Source organism: Chimaeribacter sp. YP20170169 (assembly GCF_056739715.1).
This window is the reverse complement of record NZ_CP176824.1, coordinates 136,414-157,900: the sequence shown is the minus strand read 5'-3', so window position 1 is coordinate 157,900 and position 21,487 is coordinate 136,414. Positions and strand designations below refer to the sequence as shown.

At 62.6% G+C, this 21,487-nt stretch carries 20 protein-coding genes; 6 read left to right on the top strand and 14 right to left on the bottom strand.

The features are described 5' to 3' along the window. Positions 1–162: 162 nt before the first annotated feature. From ACK3SD_RS00655 to ACK3SD_RS00625, 7 genes are all read right to left on the bottom strand, one after another. Positions 163–639 (bottom strand): YbaK/EbsC family protein, encoded by a 477-nt coding sequence (locus tag ACK3SD_RS00655; protein WP_481126446.1) that lies wholly within the window; start codon positions 637–639, stop codon positions 163–165. Positions 640–674: 35 nt separating this feature from the next. After that, complete coding sequence (locus ACK3SD_RS00650) at positions 675–1,100, bottom strand: PadR family transcriptional regulator (protein WP_481126445.1); 426 nt, start codon at positions 1,098–1,100, stop codon at positions 675–677. A 353-nt stretch (positions 1,101–1,453) separates the two neighbouring features. After that, a complete protein-coding gene (locus ACK3SD_RS00645; RefSeq protein ID WP_481126444.1) occupies positions 1,454–2,251 on the bottom strand; it encodes a siderophore-interacting protein in 798 nt (265 codons plus the stop codon). A 141-nt stretch (positions 2,252–2,392) separates the two neighbouring features. Then, positions 2,393–3,382 (bottom strand): aldo/keto reductase, encoded by a 990-nt coding sequence (locus tag ACK3SD_RS00640; RefSeq protein ID WP_481126443.1) that lies wholly within the window; start codon positions 3,380–3,382, stop codon positions 2,393–2,395. Between the two features lie 124 nt (positions 3,383–3,506). Beyond that, positions 3,507–4,400, bottom strand: a complete 894-nt coding sequence (locus ACK3SD_RS00635; RefSeq protein WP_137761830.1) for a LysR family transcriptional regulator — start codon at positions 4,398–4,400, stop codon at positions 3,507–3,509. A 130-nt stretch (positions 4,401–4,530) separates the two neighbouring features. After that, positions 4,531–5,544 carry an EthD domain-containing protein gene (locus tag ACK3SD_RS00630; protein ID WP_481126442.1) on the bottom strand — a complete coding sequence of 338 codons (1,014 nt, stop codon included), beginning with the start codon at positions 5,542–5,544 and terminating at the stop codon, positions 4,531–4,533. Between the two features lie 26 nt (positions 5,545–5,570). Beyond that, entirely contained in the window at positions 5,571–6,698 is a 1,128-nt protein-coding gene (locus tag ACK3SD_RS00625; protein WP_481126441.1) for an alkene reductase, read from the bottom strand. Positions 6,699–6,814: 116 nt separating this feature from the next. On the opposite strand from ACK3SD_RS00625, the gene ACK3SD_RS00620 reads away from it, so the two are divergent. Together ACK3SD_RS00620 and ACK3SD_RS00615 are read left to right on the top strand one after the other, a co-directional pair. Then, the gene (locus tag ACK3SD_RS00620) at positions 6,815–7,639 is read left to right on the top strand and encodes a LysR family transcriptional regulator (RefSeq protein ID WP_481126440.1); all 825 of its coding nucleotides are present in this window, start codon (positions 6,815–6,817) and stop codon (positions 7,637–7,639) included. Beyond that, on the top strand, positions 7,567–7,734 hold the full coding sequence (locus ACK3SD_RS00615; RefSeq protein WP_481126439.1) for a hypothetical protein: 168 nt from the start codon (positions 7,567–7,569) through the stop codon (positions 7,732–7,734). Before ACK3SD_RS00620 ends, ACK3SD_RS00615 begins: the two co-directional genes overlap by 73 nt. 2 nt (positions 7,735–7,736) lie before the next feature. Here ACK3SD_RS00615 and ACK3SD_RS00610 read toward each other — a convergent pair whose 3' ends face one another. Further along, positions 7,737–8,933 carry a BaiN/RdsA family NAD(P)/FAD-dependent oxidoreductase gene (locus tag ACK3SD_RS00610; protein WP_481126438.1) on the bottom strand — a complete coding sequence of 399 codons (1,197 nt, stop codon included), beginning with the start codon at positions 8,931–8,933 and terminating at the stop codon, positions 7,737–7,739. Positions 8,934–9,247: 314 nt separating this feature from the next. Between ACK3SD_RS00610 and pitA the strand changes: the two genes are divergently transcribed. Beyond that, complete coding sequence (gene pitA / locus ACK3SD_RS00605; protein WP_481126437.1) at positions 9,248–10,747, top strand: inorganic phosphate transporter PitA; 1,500 nt, start codon at positions 9,248–9,250, stop codon at positions 10,745–10,747. 70 nt (positions 10,748–10,817) lie between these two features. Here pitA and uspB read toward each other — a convergent pair whose 3' ends face one another. Continuing rightward, a complete protein-coding gene (gene uspB, locus ACK3SD_RS00600; RefSeq protein WP_137761824.1) occupies positions 10,818–11,153 on the bottom strand; it encodes a universal stress protein UspB in 336 nt (111 codons plus the stop codon). A 648-nt stretch (positions 11,154–11,801) separates the two neighbouring features. On the opposite strand from uspB, the gene uspA reads away from it, so the two are divergent. Further along, the gene (gene uspA / locus ACK3SD_RS00595) at positions 11,802–12,242 is read left to right on the top strand and encodes a universal stress protein UspA (RefSeq protein ID WP_137761823.1); all 441 of its coding nucleotides are present in this window, start codon (positions 11,802–11,804) and stop codon (positions 12,240–12,242) included. Between the two features lie 43 nt (positions 12,243–12,285). On the opposite strand, the gene ACK3SD_RS00590 is transcribed toward uspA, so the two are convergent. The 4 genes from ACK3SD_RS00590 to ACK3SD_RS00575 all read right to left on the bottom strand — a co-directional run bounded on the left by ACK3SD_RS00590 (position 12,286) and on the right by ACK3SD_RS00575 (position 17,885). Further along, positions 12,286–13,140: a MerR family transcriptional regulator gene (locus ACK3SD_RS00590; protein WP_481126436.1), complete on the bottom strand. Its 855-nt coding sequence runs from the start codon at positions 13,138–13,140 to the stop codon at positions 12,286–12,288. A gap of 151 nt (positions 13,141–13,291) precedes the next feature. Beyond that, on the bottom strand, positions 13,292–14,047 hold the full coding sequence (gene rsmJ, locus ACK3SD_RS00585; protein ID WP_481126435.1) for a 16S rRNA (guanine(1516)-N(2))-methyltransferase RsmJ: 756 nt from the start codon (positions 14,045–14,047) through the stop codon (positions 13,292–13,294). A gap of 3 nt (positions 14,048–14,050) precedes the next feature. Next, positions 14,051–16,093, bottom strand: coding sequence for an oligopeptidase A (gene prlC / locus ACK3SD_RS00580; protein ID WP_481126434.1), 2,043 nt, complete (start codon positions 16,091–16,093; stop codon positions 14,051–14,053). Positions 16,094–16,214: 121 nt separating this feature from the next. After that, positions 16,215–17,885 (bottom strand): multidrug ABC transporter permease/ATP-binding protein, encoded by a 1,671-nt coding sequence (locus ACK3SD_RS00575; RefSeq protein WP_481126433.1) that lies wholly within the window; start codon positions 17,883–17,885, stop codon positions 16,215–16,217. Positions 17,886–18,189: 304 nt separating this feature from the next. On the opposite strand from ACK3SD_RS00575, the gene ACK3SD_RS00570 reads away from it, so the two are divergent. Beyond that, positions 18,190–19,032 carry a 23S rRNA (adenine(2030)-N(6))-methyltransferase RlmJ gene (locus tag ACK3SD_RS00570; RefSeq protein ID WP_137761818.1) on the top strand — a complete coding sequence of 281 codons (843 nt, stop codon included), beginning with the start codon at positions 18,190–18,192 and terminating at the stop codon, positions 19,030–19,032. Positions 19,033–19,042: 10 nt separating this feature from the next. Here ACK3SD_RS00570 and rnz read toward each other — a convergent pair whose 3' ends face one another. Beyond that, positions 19,043–19,960, bottom strand: a complete 918-nt coding sequence (rnz, locus tag ACK3SD_RS00565) for a ribonuclease Z (protein WP_481126432.1) — start codon at positions 19,958–19,960, stop codon at positions 19,043–19,045. A 145-nt stretch (positions 19,961–20,105) separates the two neighbouring features. Here rnz and gorA point away from each other — a divergent pair, with 145 nt between their 5' ends. Next, positions 20,106–21,458, top strand: a complete 1,353-nt coding sequence (gorA, locus tag ACK3SD_RS00560) for a glutathione-disulfide reductase (RefSeq protein WP_481126431.1) — start codon at positions 20,106–20,108, stop codon at positions 21,456–21,458. Positions 21,459–21,487 lie beyond the last annotated feature (29 nt).

Sequence of the window (21,487 nt, the reverse complement as noted above, 5' to 3'; positions counted from 1 at the left end):
GTTACTCGGCGACCACCGGTTCGCGGGCCACATTGACCCACTGCGCGCCGACCAGCGCTGCCAGCCGGTCTGGCGCGATGCGCACCCCGGTATTGGCGGAGCCACCAGCCGCGCACTCTGCAAGACGCGGCGAGGAGCCAGAGCGCTATGCCACCGTCACTGTTACTCGGCGACCACCGGTTCGCGGGCCACATTGACCCACTGCGCGCCGACCAGCACTGCCAGCCGGTCTGGCGCGATGCGCACCCCGGTATTGGCGGAGCCACCGGCCGGGATCACCTCATCCCATGCCTGAAGCGAGGCGTCGCAGTAGAGCGTGGCGGCTGCCGGGGTAGCGAACGGGCAGACGCCGCCCACCGGGTGGCCGGTCAGCGCCTCTACCTCCTCGCTGCCCAGCATCCGCGCCTTCACGCCGAACTGCTCCTTGTACTTCTTGTTGTCCAGCCGGGCGTCGCCAGCCATCACCAACAGGATCACGTCATCATTCACCCGGAACGAGAGGGTCTTGGCAATCTGCCCCGGTGCCACGCCGAAAGCCTCGGCCGCCAGCGCGACGGTGGCGGTGCTCTGTGATTGGGTGACCACATGCAGGTCGGGGGCATGGTGTGCTAGCCATGCCTGTACACTCTCACTGCTCATTGAAGCTCCTTCTCTGTGTTGGCCGGGGTGGCAATTTAGCTATGCTCAATGGCGCGGGTGGCGCACTCCAGCGCGTCAATAATGGTGTGCAGCGTCTCTTCTGAGACGGCCTCTTTCGAGAGGCGGGTGTTAAGCGCCGAACGGATATTATTGATCGCCTGTTGCACCTCGGGCCGCGCGCGGTTATTTGCCAGCACCGCCAGCGCATGTAGGCGGCCAACCGCCGCCGCCAGCACTGTCTGGTGCTCCGTTAGCTGTGCCTGCCCCGCCGCCGTCAGCGCATAGGCTTTTTTGCCCGCCTGCTGATCGCTGGCCGTGATATATCCCATCTCCTCCATCAGGGTCAGGTTAGGGTAAATAACCCCGGCGCTCGGCGTATATTCCCCCTTCGACAACTCCTCGATGGATTTAATCACCTCATAGCCATGGGCCGCCCGGCTTTGCAAAATGGAAAGGATCATCAGGCGAATATCATTTGCGTCGAACAACCTTTCGCGGCGATGTCTTTTCCCGCCGAACTCGCGGCCTTTTTCTGCCGGTGAAAAGGGGACGCCGGCAGGCGGTACAGCGTGTGGTTTAGTCATGGTCAATTTGGAGGGTATTCAAGCCAGTGGGGCAGCATATCGGGCTAAAGTGAAGATTACAAGCGAGCGCCGTGGCCGGGAAATAGCGATTCCCACGCGGTGGGTCGTTTATTCGCGCCGCTGTGGGCCGGGGCAGAAATAGCGAGCCGAATAGCGCTACTGAGCGGTGGAAATAGCGTGCGTCAGGCGTCCGGCCAGTGAAAAATATCCCGCCGGGCGGCGGGATAGGATTATTTGGCGTGCCAGTATGCGACGGCGCGCACCAGCGCCGGATCGGTGCCCTGCGCCAGAATGTGGTCGCTCAGGCCCTTCACAATCTCACCTTCGCCAGTGAGCCAGATGAAGTAATCCTTTGCTGGCAAGGTGAGCGCGCGCACCCGTTCCATGAGGGTGTCGGCTGTCGCGCCCTCGGCGGCCACCAGCCACTCGCACTGCACGTCCGGCGCGTCGTCCAGATAGGTTTTGGCCTCTGGCTGGCTGACAAACGCCAGCACCGTCAACGACGGCTTGCCGCCGTGGGCCGCTACCATCGCCAGTCGGCGGCGCAGCGCTGGCAGGCCGCTCTCATCACAGACGTAGATCTGGTGGGCGTAGCTCTCCGGCACCACCAGCGAACCGCGCGGGCCGCCCATTGCCAGTCGGTCGCCCGGCTTGGCCGTCGCGGCCCAGTCGCTTGCCACGCCCTGCGCATGGATGAAGAAGTCGATGGTCAGCTCGTTGTGCACCGCGTCAAACTGCAACGGCGTGTAGTCGCGGTTGGGCGGGCGCGGGCCATCGCCCCAGTCGATCCCCTCCGCCGTGACGGTAGGCAGGCGCAGCTCGCCGGTCGCAGGATCTGGGAAGAACATTTTGATGTGGTCATCAAAGCCAGCCGAGGTAAAGCCCGCCAGCTGATCGCCCTGAAAGACCACGCGACGGAAGCAGCCGGCCACCGTGGTCACCTGCTTGACGGTGATCTCACGGAAAACCAGCTCGTTGCGGACACGGGTCGGGTAGTTGACGGCGCGCGGTGTGGAAGTTTGCTGCATCACGGTTCCTTATCTCATGGCCCATTGCATTGGGCGTCACGCGTGGTGCGGCCGGGCTGGCCGCAAAAGCAGCTAAAATATATCTTAGATATATCGATTCCGCAATCCTGCGCCGGCCAACCGGCCCTAATCAGGGCGCGGTTAACGCCCCACCCGTTTTTGCATCTCCTCGGGATAGCGGTCGCCCACCACCCGGACGGCAGCCAGTGCCTGCTCGATCTGGCGCAGATCTGCCGCATTGAGCGTAATCTCCGTCGCGCCGAGGTTCTCCTCCAGCCGGTGCAGTTTGGTGGTGCCGGGGATCGGCACAATCCAGGGTTTCTGGGCCAGCAACCACGCCAGCGCGATCTGCGCCGGGGTAACGTTTTGCTGCGCGGCCACCGTTTTTAGTGCATCGACCAACGCCTGATTGGCCTCGCGCGCCTCCTGCGCAAAGCGCGGCACCACGTTGCGGAAGTCGCTGGCGTCAAATTGGGTGTCGGCGGCAATCGCCCCGGTGAGGAAGCCCTTGCCCAGCGGGCTGAAGGGCACAAAGCCGATGCCCAGCTCCTCCAGCAGCGGCAGGATCTCCTGCTCCGGCTCGCGCCACCAGAGCGAATACTCACTCTGCAACGCCGCCACCGGCTGCACGGCGTGCGCCCGGCGAATGGTCTGCGCCCCCGCCTCAGAGAGGCCGAAGTGCTTGACCTTGCCCTCTTTGATCAGCGCTTTCACCGTCTCCGCCACCTCTTCGATCGGCACGGCCGGGTCAACGCGGTGCTGGTAGAGCAGATCCAGACACTCCACCTTGAGGCGCTTGAGGCTCCCCTCCACCGCCTGTCGGATGTGCGCCGGCTGGCTGTTGAGCACCTGCCGGTTATCCGGCTGCGGCAGATCGAAGCCAAATTTACTGGCGATCACGACTTGATCACGCACCGGTGCCAGCGCTTCGCCCACCACCTCTTCATTAATGAAGGGGCCGTACACCTCGGCGGTGTCGAAGAAGGTGACGCCGCGATCGACCGCCGCGCGGATCAGGGCGATCGCCTGCTGCTTGTCGGTGGCTGGCCCGTAGCCATAACTCAGCCCCATGCAGCCCAATCCCAATGCCGAAACGGCCAGGCCGCTGTTGCCCAATGTACGTGTTTGCATGGTCTGCTCCTGTGTTGTCAGGCGCGGCGCGCCTGTGGAACATCCATTATAAAGAGCGGACGGACAGGGATTAGCCCCACCCGCGCGGATGAGGAGATGAGCCAGGCTCATCAATGGCGGGCGATTAACGCGGGTAGCGCAGCGCCTCAATCAGTTTGGTGAAGGCCAGGGTGTGCTGTTTGCGGCTGGGATAGTAGAGGTAGTAGCCGGGGAAGGTGTCGCACCACGCTTCCAACGCCAGTTCCAGCCGGCCATCGGCCAGCTCCTGCTGTACGCTGTCTTCCGGCAGGAACGCCAGCCCCAGCCCGGCCACTGCTGCCTGAATGCGCGTCGGCAGGCTGCTGAAGGTCAGTTGCCCTTCGACCCGCACCCGCAGCGCCTGCTCGCCCTGCTTGAACTCCCACGCATACAGCCCGCCCAGCGTCGGCAGGCGCAAGTTGATGCAGTTGTGCTGCTGCAACGCCTGCGGCGTTTCGGGTTTGCCGTGGCGGGCGAAATAGTCGGGCGAGCCAACCACCACCATGCGGATGTCGGGGCCGATGCGCACCGCCACCATATCTTTCGCCACCTGCTCACCCAACCGGATGCCAGCGTCATAGCGGCCGCTGACAATATCGGTCAGGGCGTTGTCCACCACCACCTCCACGTTGACGTCCGGGTAGTCGCGCACAAAGGAACCCAGCGCTGGCCAGATCACCGATTGCAGCGCGTGCTCGCCCGCGTTGAGGCGAATGGTGCCCGCCGGGCGGTCGCGCATCTCACGCAACTGCACCAGCTGCTCCTCAATGCCGGTCAGGTGCGGGCTGATGCTCGTGATTAGCTGTTCGCCCGCGACGGTCGGCGCGACGCTGCGGGTGGTGCGCGTCAGCAGGCGGATGCCCAGCCGCGTCTCTAGCCCACGGATCGCATGGCTCAGGGCGGATTGGGAGACGCCCAGCTTGGCGGCCGCGCGGGTAAAACTGCCTTCGCGGGCGATGACCATCAAGGAGATAAGATCGCTGAAATTCTCTTTTAACATCATTTACCCGGTAGGTTGGTTAGGAACCGCTGGATTGCGGTTCCTGTAGCCTAAAGCAAAGCACGTCCCATGATTATGGCGAATCCGCTCATAGATGCCATGCATCTGCCTCATGAGTGCCTGCACCCCGCTAACGGGCGGTGGCTTGCTCGGGGGCCAACCGGTTGATGACGCTATAGTTGACCGCTGTCCAGAACTCTGAGGTGTCCGGGTCAGCGATCTCCGCCTCGGCCTGTTCAATCGCTGCCCACGCCTCGGTGGCGAGGTAATCCTCCACGTCATTCAGCGAACTGAAAGAGAAGACGCTGATGCCATCGATTTTCGCTCCCTCCTCATCCGGCTGGGTCATGGCAAACGGGTGCAACTGGGCGTAGCGGCGCACATACTCCTGCGTCTCCGGCTTCGCCATCACCTCATCGCCGTGCTGATGCAGCCAGCGCTGTTGGAACGCCTCACGCGTCAGGTGCGGCCGGCGAATGTGAATCTTCACCAGACTGAAGGGGTCGCGGTGGCGGGCGCTCGGGATCAGGATGTACTCCCGCGCCAGCTCGCGGCTCACCTTGCGGAACACCGTCTGCTCATCGGCAATGATGCGTTTGGCGTACTGCTCCTGATCGAGGGTGGCGGTGACCGCCTCCTCCGAGCCATAGGCGATGTAGGCAAAGCCATCCCATGACGGGCGGCGATAGGCGGGCACCCGCGCCGCCGGATCGGCCACCAGCCGGCCATCCGCGCCCACCATCGCCCGGTAGGGCGGGCGGAACCCGGAGGAGGGGCCGGAGGCCAGCCGGTGCACCTGATCGTAGCGCAGTACGCTGTCGTTTTGCGTCTCTGGCCCGGCATAGGCGAATTTGGGGCCGTGCACTTTGCGCCAATACTCGTCCCAATGCTCGAAGGCCAAGTTTGGATCTGGCTCCAGCGCCAGCCGATTGGCATGCCGATCCGGCTGCGTCACCTCCTGGCCATGGCGATCGACCGACGATCCCGCATCGTGCGGCCGATCCTGCCAGGGCGTGGCGTCGCTGCGCAGCACAAAGGTCGGCGTAACAATCAGCGGCTGGTTGCCGCCCGGCTGGGTCTGCCCCACCGGTGGCCGCTGCAACATGTCCGAGCGCTCTAAATCGCGGAATTTATCCTGGCTCATGCCTTCTCCTCTCATCGCTGGCCGTTTCAGGCCGGTTGGTAGGGCGGATAGTCGATGTAACCCTCTGCCGAGCCGCCGTAGTAGGTGTCGCGATCCGGTTTCGCCAGCGGCCAGCCATGTTTCAGCCGCGCCACCAAATCCGGGTTGGCGATGTAGGGCTGGCCGAAGGCTGGCAGATCGATCAGCCCCTCATCCACCCGCGCCTGCGCGCGCGCCAGCGTTAAGTCGCCCGCCAGAATCAGCGGCGTGTCACCCAGCGTCTGCCGACAGGCGCGCAGCAGGTTTTTGATCGCGTCAGCCTTGGCTTCGGCATCATCGGCATTGAAGAAAAAGTTGGTCTGGTCCATCACATGCACATAGGCGATGCCGCGCTGCGCCAGCCCGGCGCACAGGGCGGTGTAGGTTTCATCAATCTCCGGGTAGAGCGGCATGTCCGAGAGCTGCCCATAGGGGGAGAGGCGGATACCCACCCGGTCAGCGCCGATGCGGGCACAGACGGCGTCCACCACCTCAAACACGAAGCGCAGGCGATTCTCCAGCGTTTGCGCGCCGTAGCGATCCTGCCGGTCATTGACCGTCGGGTTGAGGAACTGCTCAAGCAGATAGCCATTGGCACCGTGCAGTTCCACGCCGTCAAAGCCAGCCTCACGTGCGTTGGCGGCTGCCTGAGCGAAATCTTCCACCACCCGGCCCACCTCATCAGTGGAGAGCGCGCGTGGGGCGGAGGCGGGCACAAAGCCCGGCTTGCCCTGCTTATCATAGGCAAAGGCCGAGGAGTTGGCCGCGGGCGTGGCGGTCGAGCTGACCGGTGCCGCGCCATTTTTCTGGAGGGAGGTGTGGGAGACGCGGCCCACGTGCCAGAGCTGGGCGAAGATTTTGCCGCCCACGCTGTGCACCGAGTCGGTGGTCAGCTTCCAGCCAGCGATCTGTGCCGGGGAGAAGATGCCGGGATTGAACAGGTAGCCCTGCCCCTCGCGGGAGATCGGCGTGCCCTCGGTGATAATCAGCCCGGCGGTGGCACGCTGCGTATAGTAGAGGGCGATCTGCTCCGTGGCGATATCCTCCGGCGCGCGTGAGCGGGTCATCGGGGCCATCACAATACGGTTGGCGAGGGGGGTGTTACCCAGCATGAAGGGGCTGAAGAGGTCGCTCATTTCAGGGTTCCTTATTTTCCGGTTCAACATAAAAATAAGTGTATTCAAGAAATATTGACCGATAGCGGCTATTTTCTACCGAATCAGGTGACAGAAATTCACGAATCGGAGGCGCGATGTTTTCACCAGACCGGCTAAAGGGCATTCATGTGTTTGTCAGCGTGGCGGATGGCGGCAGTTTTGCGGCGGCGGCGGCGCGACTGAACCTGACGCCCTCGGCAGTCAGCAAGAGCGTCGCCCGGCTGGAGGCGCGGCTGGGCAAGGCGCTGTTCCAGCGTACTACCCGCACCCTCGCCCTGACCGAGGCTGGCACGCGCTACTACCGCACCTGCGCGGCGGTGCTGGCGGAGTTGGAGGAGGCGGAGCTGGCGCTGACGGCGGAAGATCGCGAGCCGCATGGCCGGGTGCGCATCGACCTGCCGGCCTCCTATGGCCGGCTGCATGTGCTGCCGCTGATTTTGACGTTCGCGCAACGCTACCCACGGCTGCAGCCACACATCTCCTTTACCGATCGCTTTGTCGATCCGGTGCAGGAGGACATTGACATCGTAGTGCGCATCGGCGGGCCAGATGCCTGGCCGGCGGCGCTCGGCCACCGCTTTTTCGGCGCGCAGCGGCTGGTGTTCTGCGCCTCGCCCGCCTATCTGGCGCAGCATGGCACGCCGCTCAGTGCGCGCGATCTGGCGCAACACCACTGCGTCGGGTATGGCGAGGAGGATGGCCGCGTCAGCCCCTGGCATTTCACGGGCCGCCACAGCGGCGACCGCGAGCGGCGAGCGCTGCCGGTGCGCATCGCGGTCGGGGATGGCGAGGGGAGGTGCAGGCGGTGCTGCACGGCTACGGCATTGCGCAGTTGCCGCGCTGGCTGGTGCAGCGCCACCTGGATCAGGGAACGCTGCGGGAGGTGCTGCCAGCGCTGGCCACCGATGGCCTGCCGATGAATCTGGTGTGGCTAAAGCGTCGTGAGGGGCTGCCCAAGGTGCGGGCGCTGCGCGATCTGCTGATCGCCCGCCTGACGCCCGACGGCACCACCTGAGATCAGCGTCCGGCGATCAGTGCCTGCGCGCAGGCCCAGGCACTGCTCCACGCCCACTGGAAGTTGTAGCCGCCAAGCCAGCCGGTGACGTCCATCACTTCGCCAATGAAGTAGAGGCCCGGCACCTCGTTTGCCATCATGGTTTTGGAGGAGAGCGCGCGGGTATCGACACCGCCCAGCGTCACCTCGGCGGTGCGGTAGCCCTCGGTGCCATTAGGCTGCACCTGCCAGGCTTGCAGGCTCTCCACCAACGCCGCCTGCTGTGGTGCGTTGAGCTGCTTCAGCGTCGCCTCCGGCAACTGCCCCAGCAGTTGCAGGCACTCCACCAGCCGCTTTGGCAACAGCTGCGCCAGGGTGTTTTTCAGGCTCTGGTTCGGGTGCGCCAGCCGTTCGGCGTCGAGGTGGGCCGCCAGATCCACCCCCGGCAGCAGGTTGACGCTCACCCTCTCGCCCGGCTGCCAGTAGCTCGACAGTTGCAGCACCGCCGGGCCGGAGAGGCCGCGGTGGGTGAAGAGGATGCTCTCCTTGAACGAGACGCCATTTTGCGCCGTCACCACGGCCGGCACGGAGACGCCGGAGAGGGTTTGCAGGTGATCCAGCAGCGGCTTGTGCAGGGTGAAGGGCACCAGCCCGGCGCGGGTCGGCAATACCTTCAGGCCAAACTGCTCCGCCAGCTTGTAGCCGAACGGCGTGGCCCCAAGGCCCGGCATCGACAGGCCACCAGTCGCCACCACCAGCGCGCCAGCGCTGACCTGCCCGCCATTGAGCGACAGGGTGAAGCCATTTTCGCCCTGCTCCACCGCCAGCACTTCGCTGCGCAGCCGCAGCGTCACTTGCCCCTGCTCACACTCCTTCAGAAGCAGATCGACAATCTGTTGCGCCGAGTCGTCGCAGAAGAGCTGGCCGAGGGTCTTTTCGTGGTAGGCGATGCCGTGGCGGTTGACCAGATCGATGAAATCCCACTGGGTGTAGCGCGCCAGCGCCGATTTGCAGAAGTGCGGGTTCTCTGACAGGTAGGCGGCTGGCTCGGTGTACATATTGGTGAAGTTGCACCGCCCGCCGCCGGACATCAGGATCTTGCGCCCCGCCTTCTTGCCATTGTCCAGCAGCAGAACCCGGCGGCCGCCTTGTCCCGCCAGCGCGGCACAAAACATACCGGCCGCGCCGGCACCGATCACCACCACATCAAACTGTTCCACTGCAATACCTCTGTAATAAATAGCGTTTACGGCCGGGCCATACCTGAAAGATCTGCTACATATAAAGGTGTGCTGGCAATTTCAGGCTGGCGATTCAGGCGGCGAATTGTATGCCCCAGCGGCATCAAGTTCCAGAGTAACGAAAAGTTAATAAACGTAAGTCTTATTAACACGATGATTTTATATCGTTTTTTCAACAAAATGCGCCCTTTGGACGGTTTTTTTGTCGTAAAACGGTCATATTTCTCTTTCCGATGCACCCTGTTCTCGCGGATAATGCGCCGCGTTCATGACCACCAACTGGCGTAACGCTTATGCTACATCTGTTCGCTGGGCTGGATTTTCATACCGGCCTGTTGTTAGTCCTCGCGCTACTGTTTGTCCTGTTCTACGAAGCCATTAACGGCTTCCACGATACAGCCAACGCAGTGGCCACTGTGATTTACACCCGTGCCATGCGCTCGCAGATTGCGGTCGTGATGGCGGGTCTTTTCAACTTCCTTGGCGTAATACTCGGCGGCCTGAGTGTTGCTTATGCCATCGTCCACCTGCTGCCCACCGATCTGCTGTTGAACGTAGGATCGGCCCATGGCCTGGCAATGGTCTTCTCCATGCTGCTGGCGGCAATTATCTGGAACCTCGGCACCTGGTACTTTGGCCTGCCGGCCTCCAGTTCACACACCCTGATTGGCGCCATTATCGGCATCGGTTTGACCAACGCCATCGTCACGGACAGCTCCGTGGTGGATGCGTTGAACATTCCGAAGATGGTCAGCATTTTCCTGTCGCTGATCCTCTCGCCGCTGGTCGGCATGGGGCTGGCGGGTGCGCTGGTGTTTGTGTTGCGTCGCTACTGGAGCAGCACCAAGAAGCGCCGCCGCATCCACATGACCCCGGCAGAGCGCGAAAAGTCCGACGGCAAGAAGAAGCCGCCGTTCTGGACGCGTACCGCCCTGATCCTCTCCGCCATCGGCGTCAGCTTCTCGCATGGCGCCAACGACGGGCAGAAGGGCATTGGCCTGATCATGCTGGTGCTGATTGGTGTCGCCCCGGCGGGCTTCGTGGTCAACATGAATGCCACCGGCTATGACATCACCCGCACCCGCGACGCGGTGACGCACCTGCAGCAGTACTACCAGCAGCACCCGGATGCCCTGCCGCACGTCGCTGCGCAGACGCCGCTGGTGCCGACGCCGGAAGAGACGCTGCCGGACACGCCGCGTGAGTTCCACTGCGACAGCAGCCGCGCGCTGGTGGCGATTGACCGTGCACAGACGCTGCTGACCAACCTGCCGAGCTACAGCGCGCTGTCAGTGGATGAGCGCAGCCACATGCGCCGCCTGCTGATGTGCGTGGCGGATACTGCTGACAAGGCGGCCAAGCTGCCGAACACCAGCACCGAGGACAAACGCTTCCTTGGCAACCTGCGCAATGACCTGCTGGCGACTGTTGAGTACGCGCCGGTCTGGATCATCATTGCGGTGGCGCTGGCGCTCTCGCTGGGCACCATGTTCGGCTGGAAGCGCGTGGCGACCACCATCGGTGAGAAGATTGGCAAGAAGGGCATGACCTATGCCCAGGGCGTCTCCGCGCAGATGACCGCTGCCCTCTCCATCGGCGTGGCCAGCTACACCGGTATGCCGGTCTCCACCACCCATGTGCTCTCCTCTGCGGTGGCGGGCACCATGATTGTGGATGGCGGCGGCGTGCAGAGCAAAACCGTGAAAAGCATCTTGCTGGCGTGGGTTCTGACCCTGCCGATCGCGATTGTGCTCTCCGGTACGCTCTACTGGATTGCGCTGAAGCTGATCTGACGCTACTGCGACCCAATAAAAAGGCGGCCCTAGGGCCGCCTTTTTTACTGCCTGCTCTCCTGAAAATGACTCAATACCAGATAAGCATCGCCACCAGGCTGACCACCACCAGCCCGCATAGGGAGCTGGTCAGGATGAACTGCCCTCGCACCCGCGCGCAGCGGCGGATAAATTCAGGATCGTGATGATCAAGATAACGTTGGGAATAGATATAGCGCACCAAGCGGATCTGCTTGCTGGGCTGGCCGTGCGAGGTAAAGAAGCCGCTGCCATCGACATATTGGTAAAGCAACGGATCGCACCCGCGCAGCACCACCAGCAGCGCCCGCAAGGAGGAGAAGTAACGCGCCATATTGATGACACACACCACACATAAAGCCCAGAATAGCGCAACGGTACTGATCATGATCCCCCCTCAAGGCGATCGGCCCCACTGCCGGCAGGCCGGCCGCAGCGCGCTTTCGCCCTACGTCTGCTTTGTTTCCTGACATACTGGGGCTGTTCCAGCCCACCCCTGGATCACCGTGTTGAGCCACCGGCTCCGGCACACGCCGTGCGGTGGCTCCTCTTCAGTGTAGAAAATGAAAAAGGGTAACGGCATCCCGGTTAATAACAATTTATCCAATCAATACGCTTTTTCAATTCGATAATTTTCAAGCGGGGTCGGGTCGCCCGGCCTGGGTCATATTCCCCCTGCCACGAGGGGGCGCGGCTTACAGCCAGACGTGACCCCGCTCACGCCCTTGTGAGCACGGCACCGGTTTGCCGGGGAATTGATGATAAAATCTGAACGTTGCCAGAGAGGCTATACTTAGCTCATGCTGCTGATATTTCACATGGAAAGCGCATCAGAGGAGTGTGGTCACTCCCCTTTGGCTGGCACCTAGCCGCAACGTGTTGGCGGCGTGCCGGGTGGGAATGGGGAGGCGCGTGACGCGACCGGAACCAGTGCGGGCAGTTAAAACAACAACGATTTAGGCGAGGCGGCCAGCGGCAAGAGCCGGCCAGCACTCACCCAGTGATTTTTAACCGGCTTTATGGAAGGAGTATGCTTATGGCTTACAAACACATTTTGATTGCTGTTGACCTGTCACCGGAGAGTAGGATCCTGGTCGATAAGGCCGTCTCAATGGCAAAACCCTACGATGCCAAAGTCTCCCTCATCCACGTCGATGTTAATTATTCCGATCTCTACACCGGCCTAATCGATGTCAATTTGGGGGATATGCAAAAGCGTATCTCAGAGGAGACCCACCACGCCCTGAAGGAGCTCTCCCTCAATGCGGGCTACCCGATTGCCGAGACGCTGAGCGGCAGTGGCGATCTGGGGCAGGTGCTGGTGGATGCGATCAAGAAGTACGACGTGGATTTGGTGGTGTGTGGCCACCATCAGGATTTCTGGAGCAAGCTGATGTCCTCAGCACGCCAGCTGATCAACACCATCCATATCGACATGCTGATCGTCCCGTTGCAGGATGAGGATGACGACGACTAAGCGTCCTGAAAAGAAAACGCCCGCGATGCGGGCGTTTTTTTGTCTAGCCGCTGGCGCTTAAGTCCGCCAGCTCGTCGTCATTGCCCTCGGGCAGTACGCTGTCCGCAGTTGGCAGCGGCTCGTTCACGCTGCTGTTGGCCGGAGCCAGCCAGACGGTGTTGGCCGCGCCGCCCACCAGCGTCACCGCCATCCCCTGCTCCAGCCAGCCGTTGTACTTCGCCTGCCGCACGGCATCCAGCGGTTTGTCTGACCAGACAAAGAACTGCTCGATGTGCTCATAGCGCTCCAGCTCCGGCTCCGCCAGCGCATAGGGCAACAGCTCCACCCGCAGCCCCTCGCTCACCAGCCGTATCGCCTCCAGCCACAGCTCCAGATTGTCTTTCATCTGCCAGGCCAGCAGCAGCACCGGTGCGCCAGCGCGTTTGCGCGCACCGTTCATCGAGAAGCTGGCGTACTCAATCACCGCCACGTCCAGCATCGCGCACTGTTGCAGCAGCGTTGGCCGTCGGCTGGCACCGAGGAACAGCCGCAGGGGCCGCAGGATATCGTTGACCAGATTCTCCGCCGGCACCTCGCGTCCATAGCGCCACACCAGATGGCGCAGTTTGGCGGTCTGGTGCTTCTCCAGATGGTAGAGCAGCGCCTCTTGCTGCGCCTGCCAGCCTTGGGAAACCTGCCGGGCATCGCCAGAGAGCACCGCGCGCATCTGCGTCAGCGGCACGCCGCGTGAGACCCAGTGCAAAATCATGTGCGCCCGCGCGATGTCACCATCGGTATAGGTACGCTGCCCCCCCTCATCACGCCCGGGGTTCAGCAGGCCGTGGCGCTGCCAGGAGCGCAACGTCACCGGGTTTACGCCGCAAAGTTGGGCCACTACATCAATGCTATAGACTGCCATACCTATTCCCTCACTTTATTTGGCGCTTTTTCAACCGCAGCTTTGCAGACCATACAGAAAAATGCCGTGAGGAGAAACTTTTTCACGGCGTTGAGTCCTGCATGGGTAAACATGCCGCGGCTCAGGAGGCGTGCGGCAGATATGTGGATGGTCAGCCAGCGGCTGTACCGGGGTAGAGATCAAAACGGTGGGACTTGGTTTCGATGGCGGCCTGTGCCGCGATGCCCGCCAGCGGCGGTGCGTAATCCGGGCGCTTTACCACCACCCGCTTGGTTGCCAGCGCCCGCGCCGGGGCCAGCAGGCCATCGGCATCCAGATCCGGGCCAACCAGTGACTGGAATACCCGCATCTCTTTTTTCACCAGCGCACTCTTCTGCCGATGCGGATACATAGGATCAAGATAGACCACTTCCGGCCGGGGGGTAATCTCCGCCAGCGCCGTCAGGCTGGAGGCGTGCAGCAGCGTCAGCCGCTCACGCAGCCAGGGGCCAATCTCTGCATCCTGATAGCCGCGTTGCAAGCCATCGTCGAGCAGCGCCGCCACCACCGGGTTGCGCTCCAGCATTCGCACACGGCAGCCGAGTGCCGCCAGCACAAAGGCGTCACGCCCCAGACCGGCGGTAGCGTCCACCACGTCTGGCAGGTAGCTGCCCTTGATGCCGACAGCCTTGGCCACCGCCTCGCCCCGCCCGCCGCCGAAGCGGCGGCGGTGCGCCATCGCGCCCGAGACAAAATCGACGTAGATGGCACCAAGCTTTGGCTCATCACGCTTGCGCAGCTCCAGCCGTTCCGGCGTCAGCACCAGCGCCATCACCGCCTCTTCATCAGAGAGCAGTTGCCAGCGTTGCGCCAAAAGCGATAAGGCGCCGGGATCGGCGCCTTCTTCACAGAGTAGACAGATGCTCACACGTTAGCCTTTGATGCCATAGTGGCGCAGCATCGCATCCAGCTGCGGCTCGCGGCCACGGAAGCGTTTGAACAGCACCATCGGCTCCTCGGAACCCCCGCGCGACAGGATGTTATCCAGGAAGGACTGGCCGGTCTGGCGGTTGAAGATCCCTTCCTCCTCAAAGCGGGAGTAGGCGTCCGCGGAGAGCACCTCCGCCCAGAGGTAGCTGTAGTAGCCTGCCGCGTAACCGCCGGCGAAGATGTGGCTGAAGGCGTGCGGGAAGCGGCCCCAGCTTGGCGACGGTACGACCGCCACCTGTTTCTTCACCTCGGCCAGGGTTTGCAGGATCTGCGCGCCCTTCGACGGGTCATATTCGGCGTGCATCCGGAAGTCGAACATGCCGAACTCCAGCTGACGCAGGATGAACAGCGCCGCCTGATAGTTCTTCGCGGCCAGCAGTTTGTCGAGCATCTCCTGCGGCAGCGGCTCACCGCTCTCATAGTGGCCGGAGATGAACGCCAATGCGTCCGGCTCCCAGCACCAGTTCTCCATGAACTGGCTCGGCAGTTCGACCGCATCCCACGGCACCCCGCTGATGCCCGCGACGCCAGCGGCATCGATTTTGGTCAGCATGTGGTGCAGGCCGTGGCCGAACTCATGGAACAGCGTGGTCACTTCGTTGTGGGTGAACAGCGCTGGTTTGTCGCCCAGCGGGCGGTTGAAGTTGCAGGTCAGGTAGGCGACCGGCTTTTGCAGCTCGCCATTGGCGCGGCGCAGGCTACCGGCGCAATCATCCATCCAGGCACCGCCACGTTTGTGGTCGCGCGCATAGAGGTCGAGGTAGAAGCTGCCACGCAGCTCGCCCTGCTCATCGAACAGGTCAAAGAAGCGCACTTCCGGGTGCCAGGTGTCCACGTCCTTGCGCTCTTTGGCGGTGATGCCATAGATGCGGTTGACCACCTCGAACAGGCCATTCAGCACGCGCTGCTCCGGGAAGTAGGGGCGCAGTTGCTCATCGCTGATGGAGAAGAGGTGCTGCTTCTGCTTCTCGCCGTAGTAGGAGAGATCCCAGGCTTCCAGCTCATCCACGCCATAGTGCTCTTTGGCAAAGGCGCGCAGTTGCGCCAGCTCCTGCTCACCCTGCGGGCGGGCGCGTTTCGCCAGATCCTGGAGGAAGTCGAGCACCTGCTGCGGGCTTTCGGCCATCTTGGTCGCCAGCGACTTCTCGGCATAGGAGTGGAAGCCCAGCAGTTGTGCCAGTTCGTGGCGCAGCGCCAGCTCCTCGGCCATCACTTCGCTGTTGTCCCACTTGCCAGCGTTCGGCCCCTGATCCGAGGCGCGGGTGCCGTAGGCGCGGTACATCTCTTCACGCAGCGCTTGGTTGTCGCAGTAGGTCATCACCGGCAGGTAGCTCGGGATATCAAGCGTCAGCAGGTAGCCCTCCTGCTCCCGTGACTCGGCCAACGCCTTGGCGGCGGCCAGTGCGCTCTCCGGCATTCCGGCCAGTTCATTGGCATCGGTGACCAGCTTGCTCCAGCCCATGGTGGCGTCGAGCACGTTGTTGCTGTAGGTGGAACCCAGCTCTGACAGGCGGGTGGAGATCTCGCCGTAGCGCTTCTGTTTTTCCGGCGACAGGCCAATGCCCGACAGCTCGAAATCACGCAGGGCGTTATCCACCGCCTTCTGCTGCGGGCCGGTCAGGCGGGCAAAGTGTTCGCCGCCTTTCAGGTCGCGGTAAGCCTGATAGAGGCCGGCGTGCTGGCCGACCCAGGTGCTGTATTCAGAGAGCAACGGCAGGCACTGCTCATAGGCGGCGCGCAGTTCCGGGCTGTTTTTGACCGAGTTCAGATGGCTGATGGGCGAGAAGATGCGGCTCAGGCGGTCATCGGACTCCGCCAGCGGCTGGCAGAGGGTGTCCCAACTGTAGGGCGCGCCCTGCGCCACGACCTGCTCTACCGTTTTGCGGCACTCATCCAGCGCGGATTCCATCGCCGGCACAATGTGTTCAGGTTGGATCTTGGAGAAAGGCGGCAGGGTAAAAGGCGTCAGCAAAGGATTTGTCATAAAGCAGTCCTGGTTGTCGTTGTGGGCCGGCGGGGCCTGTCGCCCGGCCGGCTGTCAGGGCGCGCGAGCGCCCCGCGAAAAAGGCTAATGACTCATAACATGAGGCCAAGTGTAGTGAAAATCAATGCACCTCGCTGCGCGCCAGCACTCGGTCAATCTGTGCCACCGCGTCACGGCTCGCGTCGAGGCGGGCCTGGCCGGTCAGCTCTTGCAGGTGACCAGTATGCATCTCCAGCAGGCGATCGGCATGTTCGAAGTAGTGATCGTCATGGCTGATCGCCACCACCGTTTTGCCCATGCGGTGCAGCTGGGGCAGCAGCTCGCGGTAGAAGATGCGGCGGAACTGCGGATCCTGATCGGCGGCCCACTCATCCAGCAGCAGGATGTCACGCTGCTCGGCGACCGCCATCAGCAGCGCCACGCGTTTGCGCTGCCCTTGGGAGAGTTTCAGGTTGGTGATACGCCCCGCCTTCCACTCCAGCTTCTCCGCCATCTTCAGCCGTTGCAGCCACTCCTCTACCAGCGAGGCATCAGGTGCCTCACCCGCTGGCCCCAACGCCTCGCCAAACAGGTGGAAATCGGTGAAGACCGCCGAGAAGAGCGCGCGGAACGCTGGCAGGTTATCCGCCGTCACGGGCTGGTCATCCACCAACAGGGTGCCGTCGGTTGGGGTGTAGAGACCGGTCAGCAGCATCGCCAGCGTTGACTTGCCGCTGCCGTTGCCGCCAATCAGGAACACCAGCTCGCCACGGCGCAGCGTCAGGTTGATGGGGCCAATGGTGAAGCCGCCCTGCGCATAGCGGAAGGTCACGTCACGCAGCTCCAGCGTCTGCCAGTTGGCGGGCGCCGCCGGGGTGGTAAAACCGGGCTGGTGCGGCACCAGCTCCAGCGATTTCAGCTTGCGGAACGCCACCTGCGCGCTGAGCAGCACCGGCAGCGCGCCCACCGCCTGCAACAGCGGCGTGCGCAAAAAGAGCAGCGTCAGGGAGTAGGTGGCGGCGATGGCGGTGTTGGCCCAGCCTAGACTGTTAGCCATGAAGAACACCGCGCCGATGGCGCCAAGCATCATGATGTTCGACCAGTTCACGGCGCTGAGGTGGAAGGTGTCGGCGCGGATCACGTGGCGGCGGTACGCCTGCGCGTTGCGCGTATACTGGCGCTCAAACACATGGCGCGCCCGCGCGCGGTTGAGGGTCAGCTCTTTGCGGCCGTCGATCACCGTCTGGTAATCCTTATACAGCTCATCTTCCGCCTCGCGCACGCTGCTCAGGTGGCGGTAGACGCGCGCCACCAGCAGCCAACTGCCCACCAGCGTGACGGTGATCCAGAGCGCGGTCACCACCAGCATTTTCGGCGACAGCCAGGCCAGATAGGTGGCGCAGCCGACAGTCAGGATCATCCCCTGCAACAGCTCCGGCAGGCGCACGAAGGCCAGCGTGATGTTGCGGATGTCGCTGCTCAGGCTGGCCTGTAACTGGGCGCTGCCAAGCTGTTCGATGCGTTCGACGTGGGTGTCGAGGATGCGCTTGATGTACTCGCTGCGCAGTTGGTAGACGAAGTGGTGGCCGAGGGTGGTCAGCGCCAGTTGCGAGCCAAGCGTCACGGCCATTAGCAGCGCCAGCAGGCCAAGGAATTCAGGCAGCACGGAGAGCGATCCGCCAAGAGTGGTGATCAGCCGGGTGTTGATAAATGCGATCAGGCCAATCCCCAGCGCGGCGCTCGCCAGGCTGAGAAGGATAACCATCAGGAAGGGCCAGCGGTACTGGCGAAAAACAACACGCAATAACTCCATGAGCCTGCTCTTTGTCAGTGGGTTCCAATGAGCTGGCATTGTAAACGGGAGGGGGGTGATAGCAAGGAGTATAGCCGCCACCGCGCGTTTCCTGGAACCTGTCTCGCAGGATGCGTGCAGGCTTTTCCCTTTTTCGTGGCGAGACAGTTTATACTGTGCCCTGCACCCCCCGCCCGTGCGGCGGGGCCTGCATTATCGCCCGCTGGCGCGTCCAGCGCGCCTGTTGCCCGTTGGGCAGCCTGTTGCGGCGAGTGCTTTTGCCCGATGTCGCCGCGCATCCTTAATACCGGAACCCATTACCGCCATGCTTAGTTACCGCCACAGCTTTCACGCCGGCAACCACGCCGATGTCCTGAAACACACCGTCCAGAGCCTGATCATTGAGTCGATGAAGGAGAAGGAGAAGCCTTTCCTCTATCTGGACACCCACTCCGGGGCCGGGCGCTACCAGCTTAGCGGCGAACATGCGGAGCGCACCGGTGAGTACCTGGAGGGCATCGCCTGCCTGTGGCAGCGGGATGACCTGCCGGCGGAGCTGACCGCCTACATGGAGGCGGTGCGCGCCTTCAACCGCAGCGGCACGCTGCGCTACTACCCCGGCTCACCGCTGATCGCGCGCCACCTGCTGCGTGAGCAGGACAAGCTGCACATGACCGAACTGCACTCCAGCGACTACCCGCTGCTGCGTTCCGAGTTCCAGAAAGATCCACGCGCCAAGGTGCTGAAAGCCGATGGCTACCAGCAACTGAAATCGCAGTTGCCGCCGCTCTCCCGCCGTGGGCTGGTACTGATTGACCCGCCCTACGAGCTGAAGACCGATTATCAGGACGTGGTGAAGGGGATCCAGGAAGGGTACAAGCGCTTCGCCACCGGCACCTATGCGCTCTGGTATCCCGTGGTGCTGCGCCAGCAGATCAAGCGCATGACGCGTGACCTGGAGGCGACCGGCATCCGCCGGATCCTGCAAATCGAGCTGGCGGTGCGCCCGGACAGCGACCAGCGCGGCATGACCGCCTCTGGCATGATCGTCATCAACCCGCCGTGGAAGCTGGAGCAGCAGATGAACAGCGTGCTGCCGTGGCTGCACAAGGTGCTGGTGCCCTCCGGCAACGGCCACACGCTGGTGAAGTGGATCGTGCCGGAGTGATGGCGCGGGCCTACACCTCAAACTCGGCGAAATCGCGCGCCAGTTCGGTATGGGGGAAGATGGCCCGGCACTCATCCAGCAACCGCTGGCAATCCGTGAAGTTGTAGCGTGAGCTGAAGTGGGTGGCGATCAGGCGCTTCGCCCCCGCCAGCCGGGCGGCGGTCGCCGCTTGCACCGTGGTGGAGTGGCCGCGCCCGTTGGCCTTCTCCGCCATTGCCGCCTCCAGCGTGGTTTCATGCACCATCACGTCCACCCCGTCGGCCATCAGATCGGAAATGGATGTGGGTGCGGTGTCACCGAAAATGGCTACCGACTTGCCTTTAATGGGCGGCCCCAGATAGTCCCGCCCGTCAATCACGCGGCCATCCTCCAGCGCCACCGTCTCCCCCAGTTTCAACCGCTGATACCAGGCGCCACGCGGCACGCCGTCAGCACGTAGCCGCTCGCCATCCAGGTAGCCGGGCTTGTCATGCTCCTCAATCCGGTAGCCGTAGCACTCAATCACGTGGTTCATCGGGTAGGCAGTGACCTTGACCTTGCCGTCATCGCACACCAGCCCGCTGCCAATCTCAACAATTTCCATCGGGAAGGTGACGAACGAGCCGCTCAGCGCCAGGCTGGTCTCCACGAAGGTGCGCAGCCCCTTTGGCCCGTAGAGGGTCAGCGGCTCCGCCACGCCGCCCATCGAGCGGCTGGTGAGCAGGCCCGGCAGGCCAAAGATGTGGTCGCCGTGCAGGTGGGTAATGAAGATTTTCTCCAGCTTGCCCGGTTTCAGCGGGCTGCGCATAAACTGGTGCTGGGTGCCCTCGCCGCAGTCAAACAGCCAGGTGCCGCCGCTGCGCGTATTGCGTAACGTCAGGGCGATGGCGGTGACATTGCGTTGCAGGCTGGGGGTGCCGGCACAGGTGCCGAGAAATGTGAGTCGCATGCGAAGTGTCCATCCCATCAAACAACATTAACTATCATGAATACTTTCTTCCTATCACAATCATAGGCGCAAACTTTGCGGTGATTGTACGAGTAGCGTTAAACTCTATGGCAATTTTTCTTCTCACCCAGATGGAACACATTCGATGACCAAACATTACGACTACCTTGCAATTGGTGGCGGCAGCGGCGGTATCGCGTCGATCAACCGTGCAGCCATGTACGGCCAAAAGTGCGCGCTCATTGAAGCCAAGGCGCTGGGCGGCACCTGCGTGAACGTGGGTTGTGTACCGAAAAAAGTGATGTGGCACGCTGCGCAGATTGCTGAAGCGATTCACAACTATGGCCCGGACTACGGCTTCGACACCACCGTTAACGCCTTTGACTGGAAGAAGCTGGTCGCCAACCGTACCGCGTACATCGACCGTATCCACACCTCCTACGACAACGTGCTGGGCAAAAATAATGTCGACGTGATCCGCGGCTACGCGCGCTTCGTGGACGCCCATACTGTTGAAGTGAATGGTGAGAAGATTACCGCTGACCATATCCTGATCGCTACCGGCGGCCGCCCGAGCCACCCGCAGATCCCAGGTGCCGAGTATGGCATCGACTCTGACGGCTTCTTCGATCTGGAAGAGATGCCGAAACGCGTGGCCGTGGTGGGCGCGGGTTACATCGCCGTCGAGATCGCCGGTGTGATGAACGCGCTGGGTGCCGACACCCACCTGTTCGTGCGTAAGCACGCGCCGCTGCGTACTTTCGATCCGCTGATCGTCGATACGCTGGTGGAAGTGATGAAGGCAGAAGGCCCGAACCTGCACACCGACTCCATCCCGAAATCGGTGGAGAAGAACGCTGACGGCAGCCTGACCCTGCACCTCGAGAACGAAACCAGCGTGGAAGTGGACTGTCTGGTCTGGGCGATTGGCCGCCAGCCAGAGACGGACAACATGAACCTCTCCGTGACCGGCGTCGAGACCAACCACAAAGGCTACATCGCGGTGGACAAGTTCCAGAACACTAGCGTGCCGGGCATCTACGCCGTGGGCGACAACACCGGTGCGGTGGAACTGACCCCCGTGGCCGTGGCCGCGGGCCGTCGCCTCTCCGAGCGCCTGTTCAACAACAAGCCGGAAGAGCATCTGGACTACAGCAACGTCCCGACCGTGGTCTTCAGCCACCCGCCGATTGGCACCGTGGGCCTGACCGAGCCGGAAGCGATTGAGAAGTTTGGTGCCGATGAGGTGAAAGTGTACAAGTCGGCCTTCACCGCCATGTACACCGCCGTGACCCAGCACCGCCAGCCGTGCCGCATGAAGCTGGTCTGCGTGGGCAAAGAGGAGAAGATCGTCGGCATCCACGGTATCGGCTTCGGCATGGACGAGATCCTGCAGGGCTTCGCCGTGGCGCTGAAGATGGGCGCGACCAAGAAAGATTTCGACAACACCGTGGCGATCCACCCGACCGCCGCCGAAGAGTTTGTCACGATGCGCTAAGCATCAGCCATAAAAAAAGGCCAGCGCTT

Bases quoted from the DNA above. Each gene is read 5' to 3' on its own strand.
- ACK3SD_RS00620 (WP_481126440.1), top strand. From the start codon at position 6,815: ATGTTTTCACCAGACCGGCTAAAGGGCATTCATGTGTTTGTCAGCGTG.
- uspB (WP_137761824.1), bottom strand. From the start codon at position 11,153: ATGATCAGTACCGTTGCGCTATTCTGGGCTTTATGTGTGGTGTGTGTC.
- ACK3SD_RS00590 (WP_481126436.1), bottom strand. From the start codon at position 13,140: ATGGCAGTCTATAGCATTGATGTAGTGGCCCAACTTTGCGGCGTAAAC.
- uspA (WP_137761823.1), top strand. From the start codon at position 11,802: ATGGCTTACAAACACATTTTGATTGCTGTTGACCTGTCACCGGAGAGT.
- ACK3SD_RS00570 (WP_137761818.1), top strand. From the start codon at position 18,190: ATGCTTAGTTACCGCCACAGCTTTCACGCCGGCAACCACGCCGATGTC.
- ACK3SD_RS00625 (WP_481126441.1), bottom strand. From the start codon at position 6,698: ATGAGCGACCTCTTCAGCCCCTTCATGCTGGGTAACACCCCCCTCGCC.
- ACK3SD_RS00640 (WP_481126443.1), bottom strand. From the start codon at position 3,382: ATGCAAACACGTACATTGGGCAACAGCGGCCTGGCCGTTTCGGCATTG.
- gorA (WP_481126431.1), top strand. From the start codon at position 20,106: ATGACCAAACATTACGACTACCTTGCAATTGGTGGCGGCAGCGGCGGT.
- rnz (WP_481126432.1), bottom strand. From the start codon at position 19,960: ATGCGACTCACATTTCTCGGCACCTGTGCCGGCACCCCCAGCCTGCAA.
- ACK3SD_RS00635 (WP_137761830.1), bottom strand. From the start codon at position 4,400: ATGTTAAAAGAGAATTTCAGCGATCTTATCTCCTTGATGGTCATCGCC.
- ACK3SD_RS00630 (WP_481126442.1), bottom strand. From the start codon at position 5,544: ATGAGCCAGGATAAATTCCGCGATTTAGAGCGCTCGGACATGTTGCAG.
- ACK3SD_RS00655 (WP_481126446.1), bottom strand. From the start codon at position 639: ATGAGCAGTGAGAGTGTACAGGCATGGCTAGCACACCATGCCCCCGAC.
- ACK3SD_RS00575 (WP_481126433.1), bottom strand. From the start codon at position 17,885: ATGGAGTTATTGCGTGTTGTTTTTCGCCAGTACCGCTGGCCCTTCCTG.
- ACK3SD_RS00645 (WP_481126444.1), bottom strand. From the start codon at position 2,251: ATGCAGCAAACTTCCACACCGCGCGCCGTCAACTACCCGACCCGTGTC.
- ACK3SD_RS00650 (WP_481126445.1), bottom strand. From the start codon at position 1,100: ATGATCCTTTCCATTTTGCAAAGCCGGGCGGCCCATGGCTATGAGGTG.
- pitA (WP_481126437.1), top strand. From the start codon at position 9,248: ATGCTACATCTGTTCGCTGGGCTGGATTTTCATACCGGCCTGTTGTTA.
- prlC (WP_481126434.1), bottom strand. From the start codon at position 16,093: ATGACAAATCCTTTGCTGACGCCTTTTACCCTGCCGCCTTTCTCCAAG.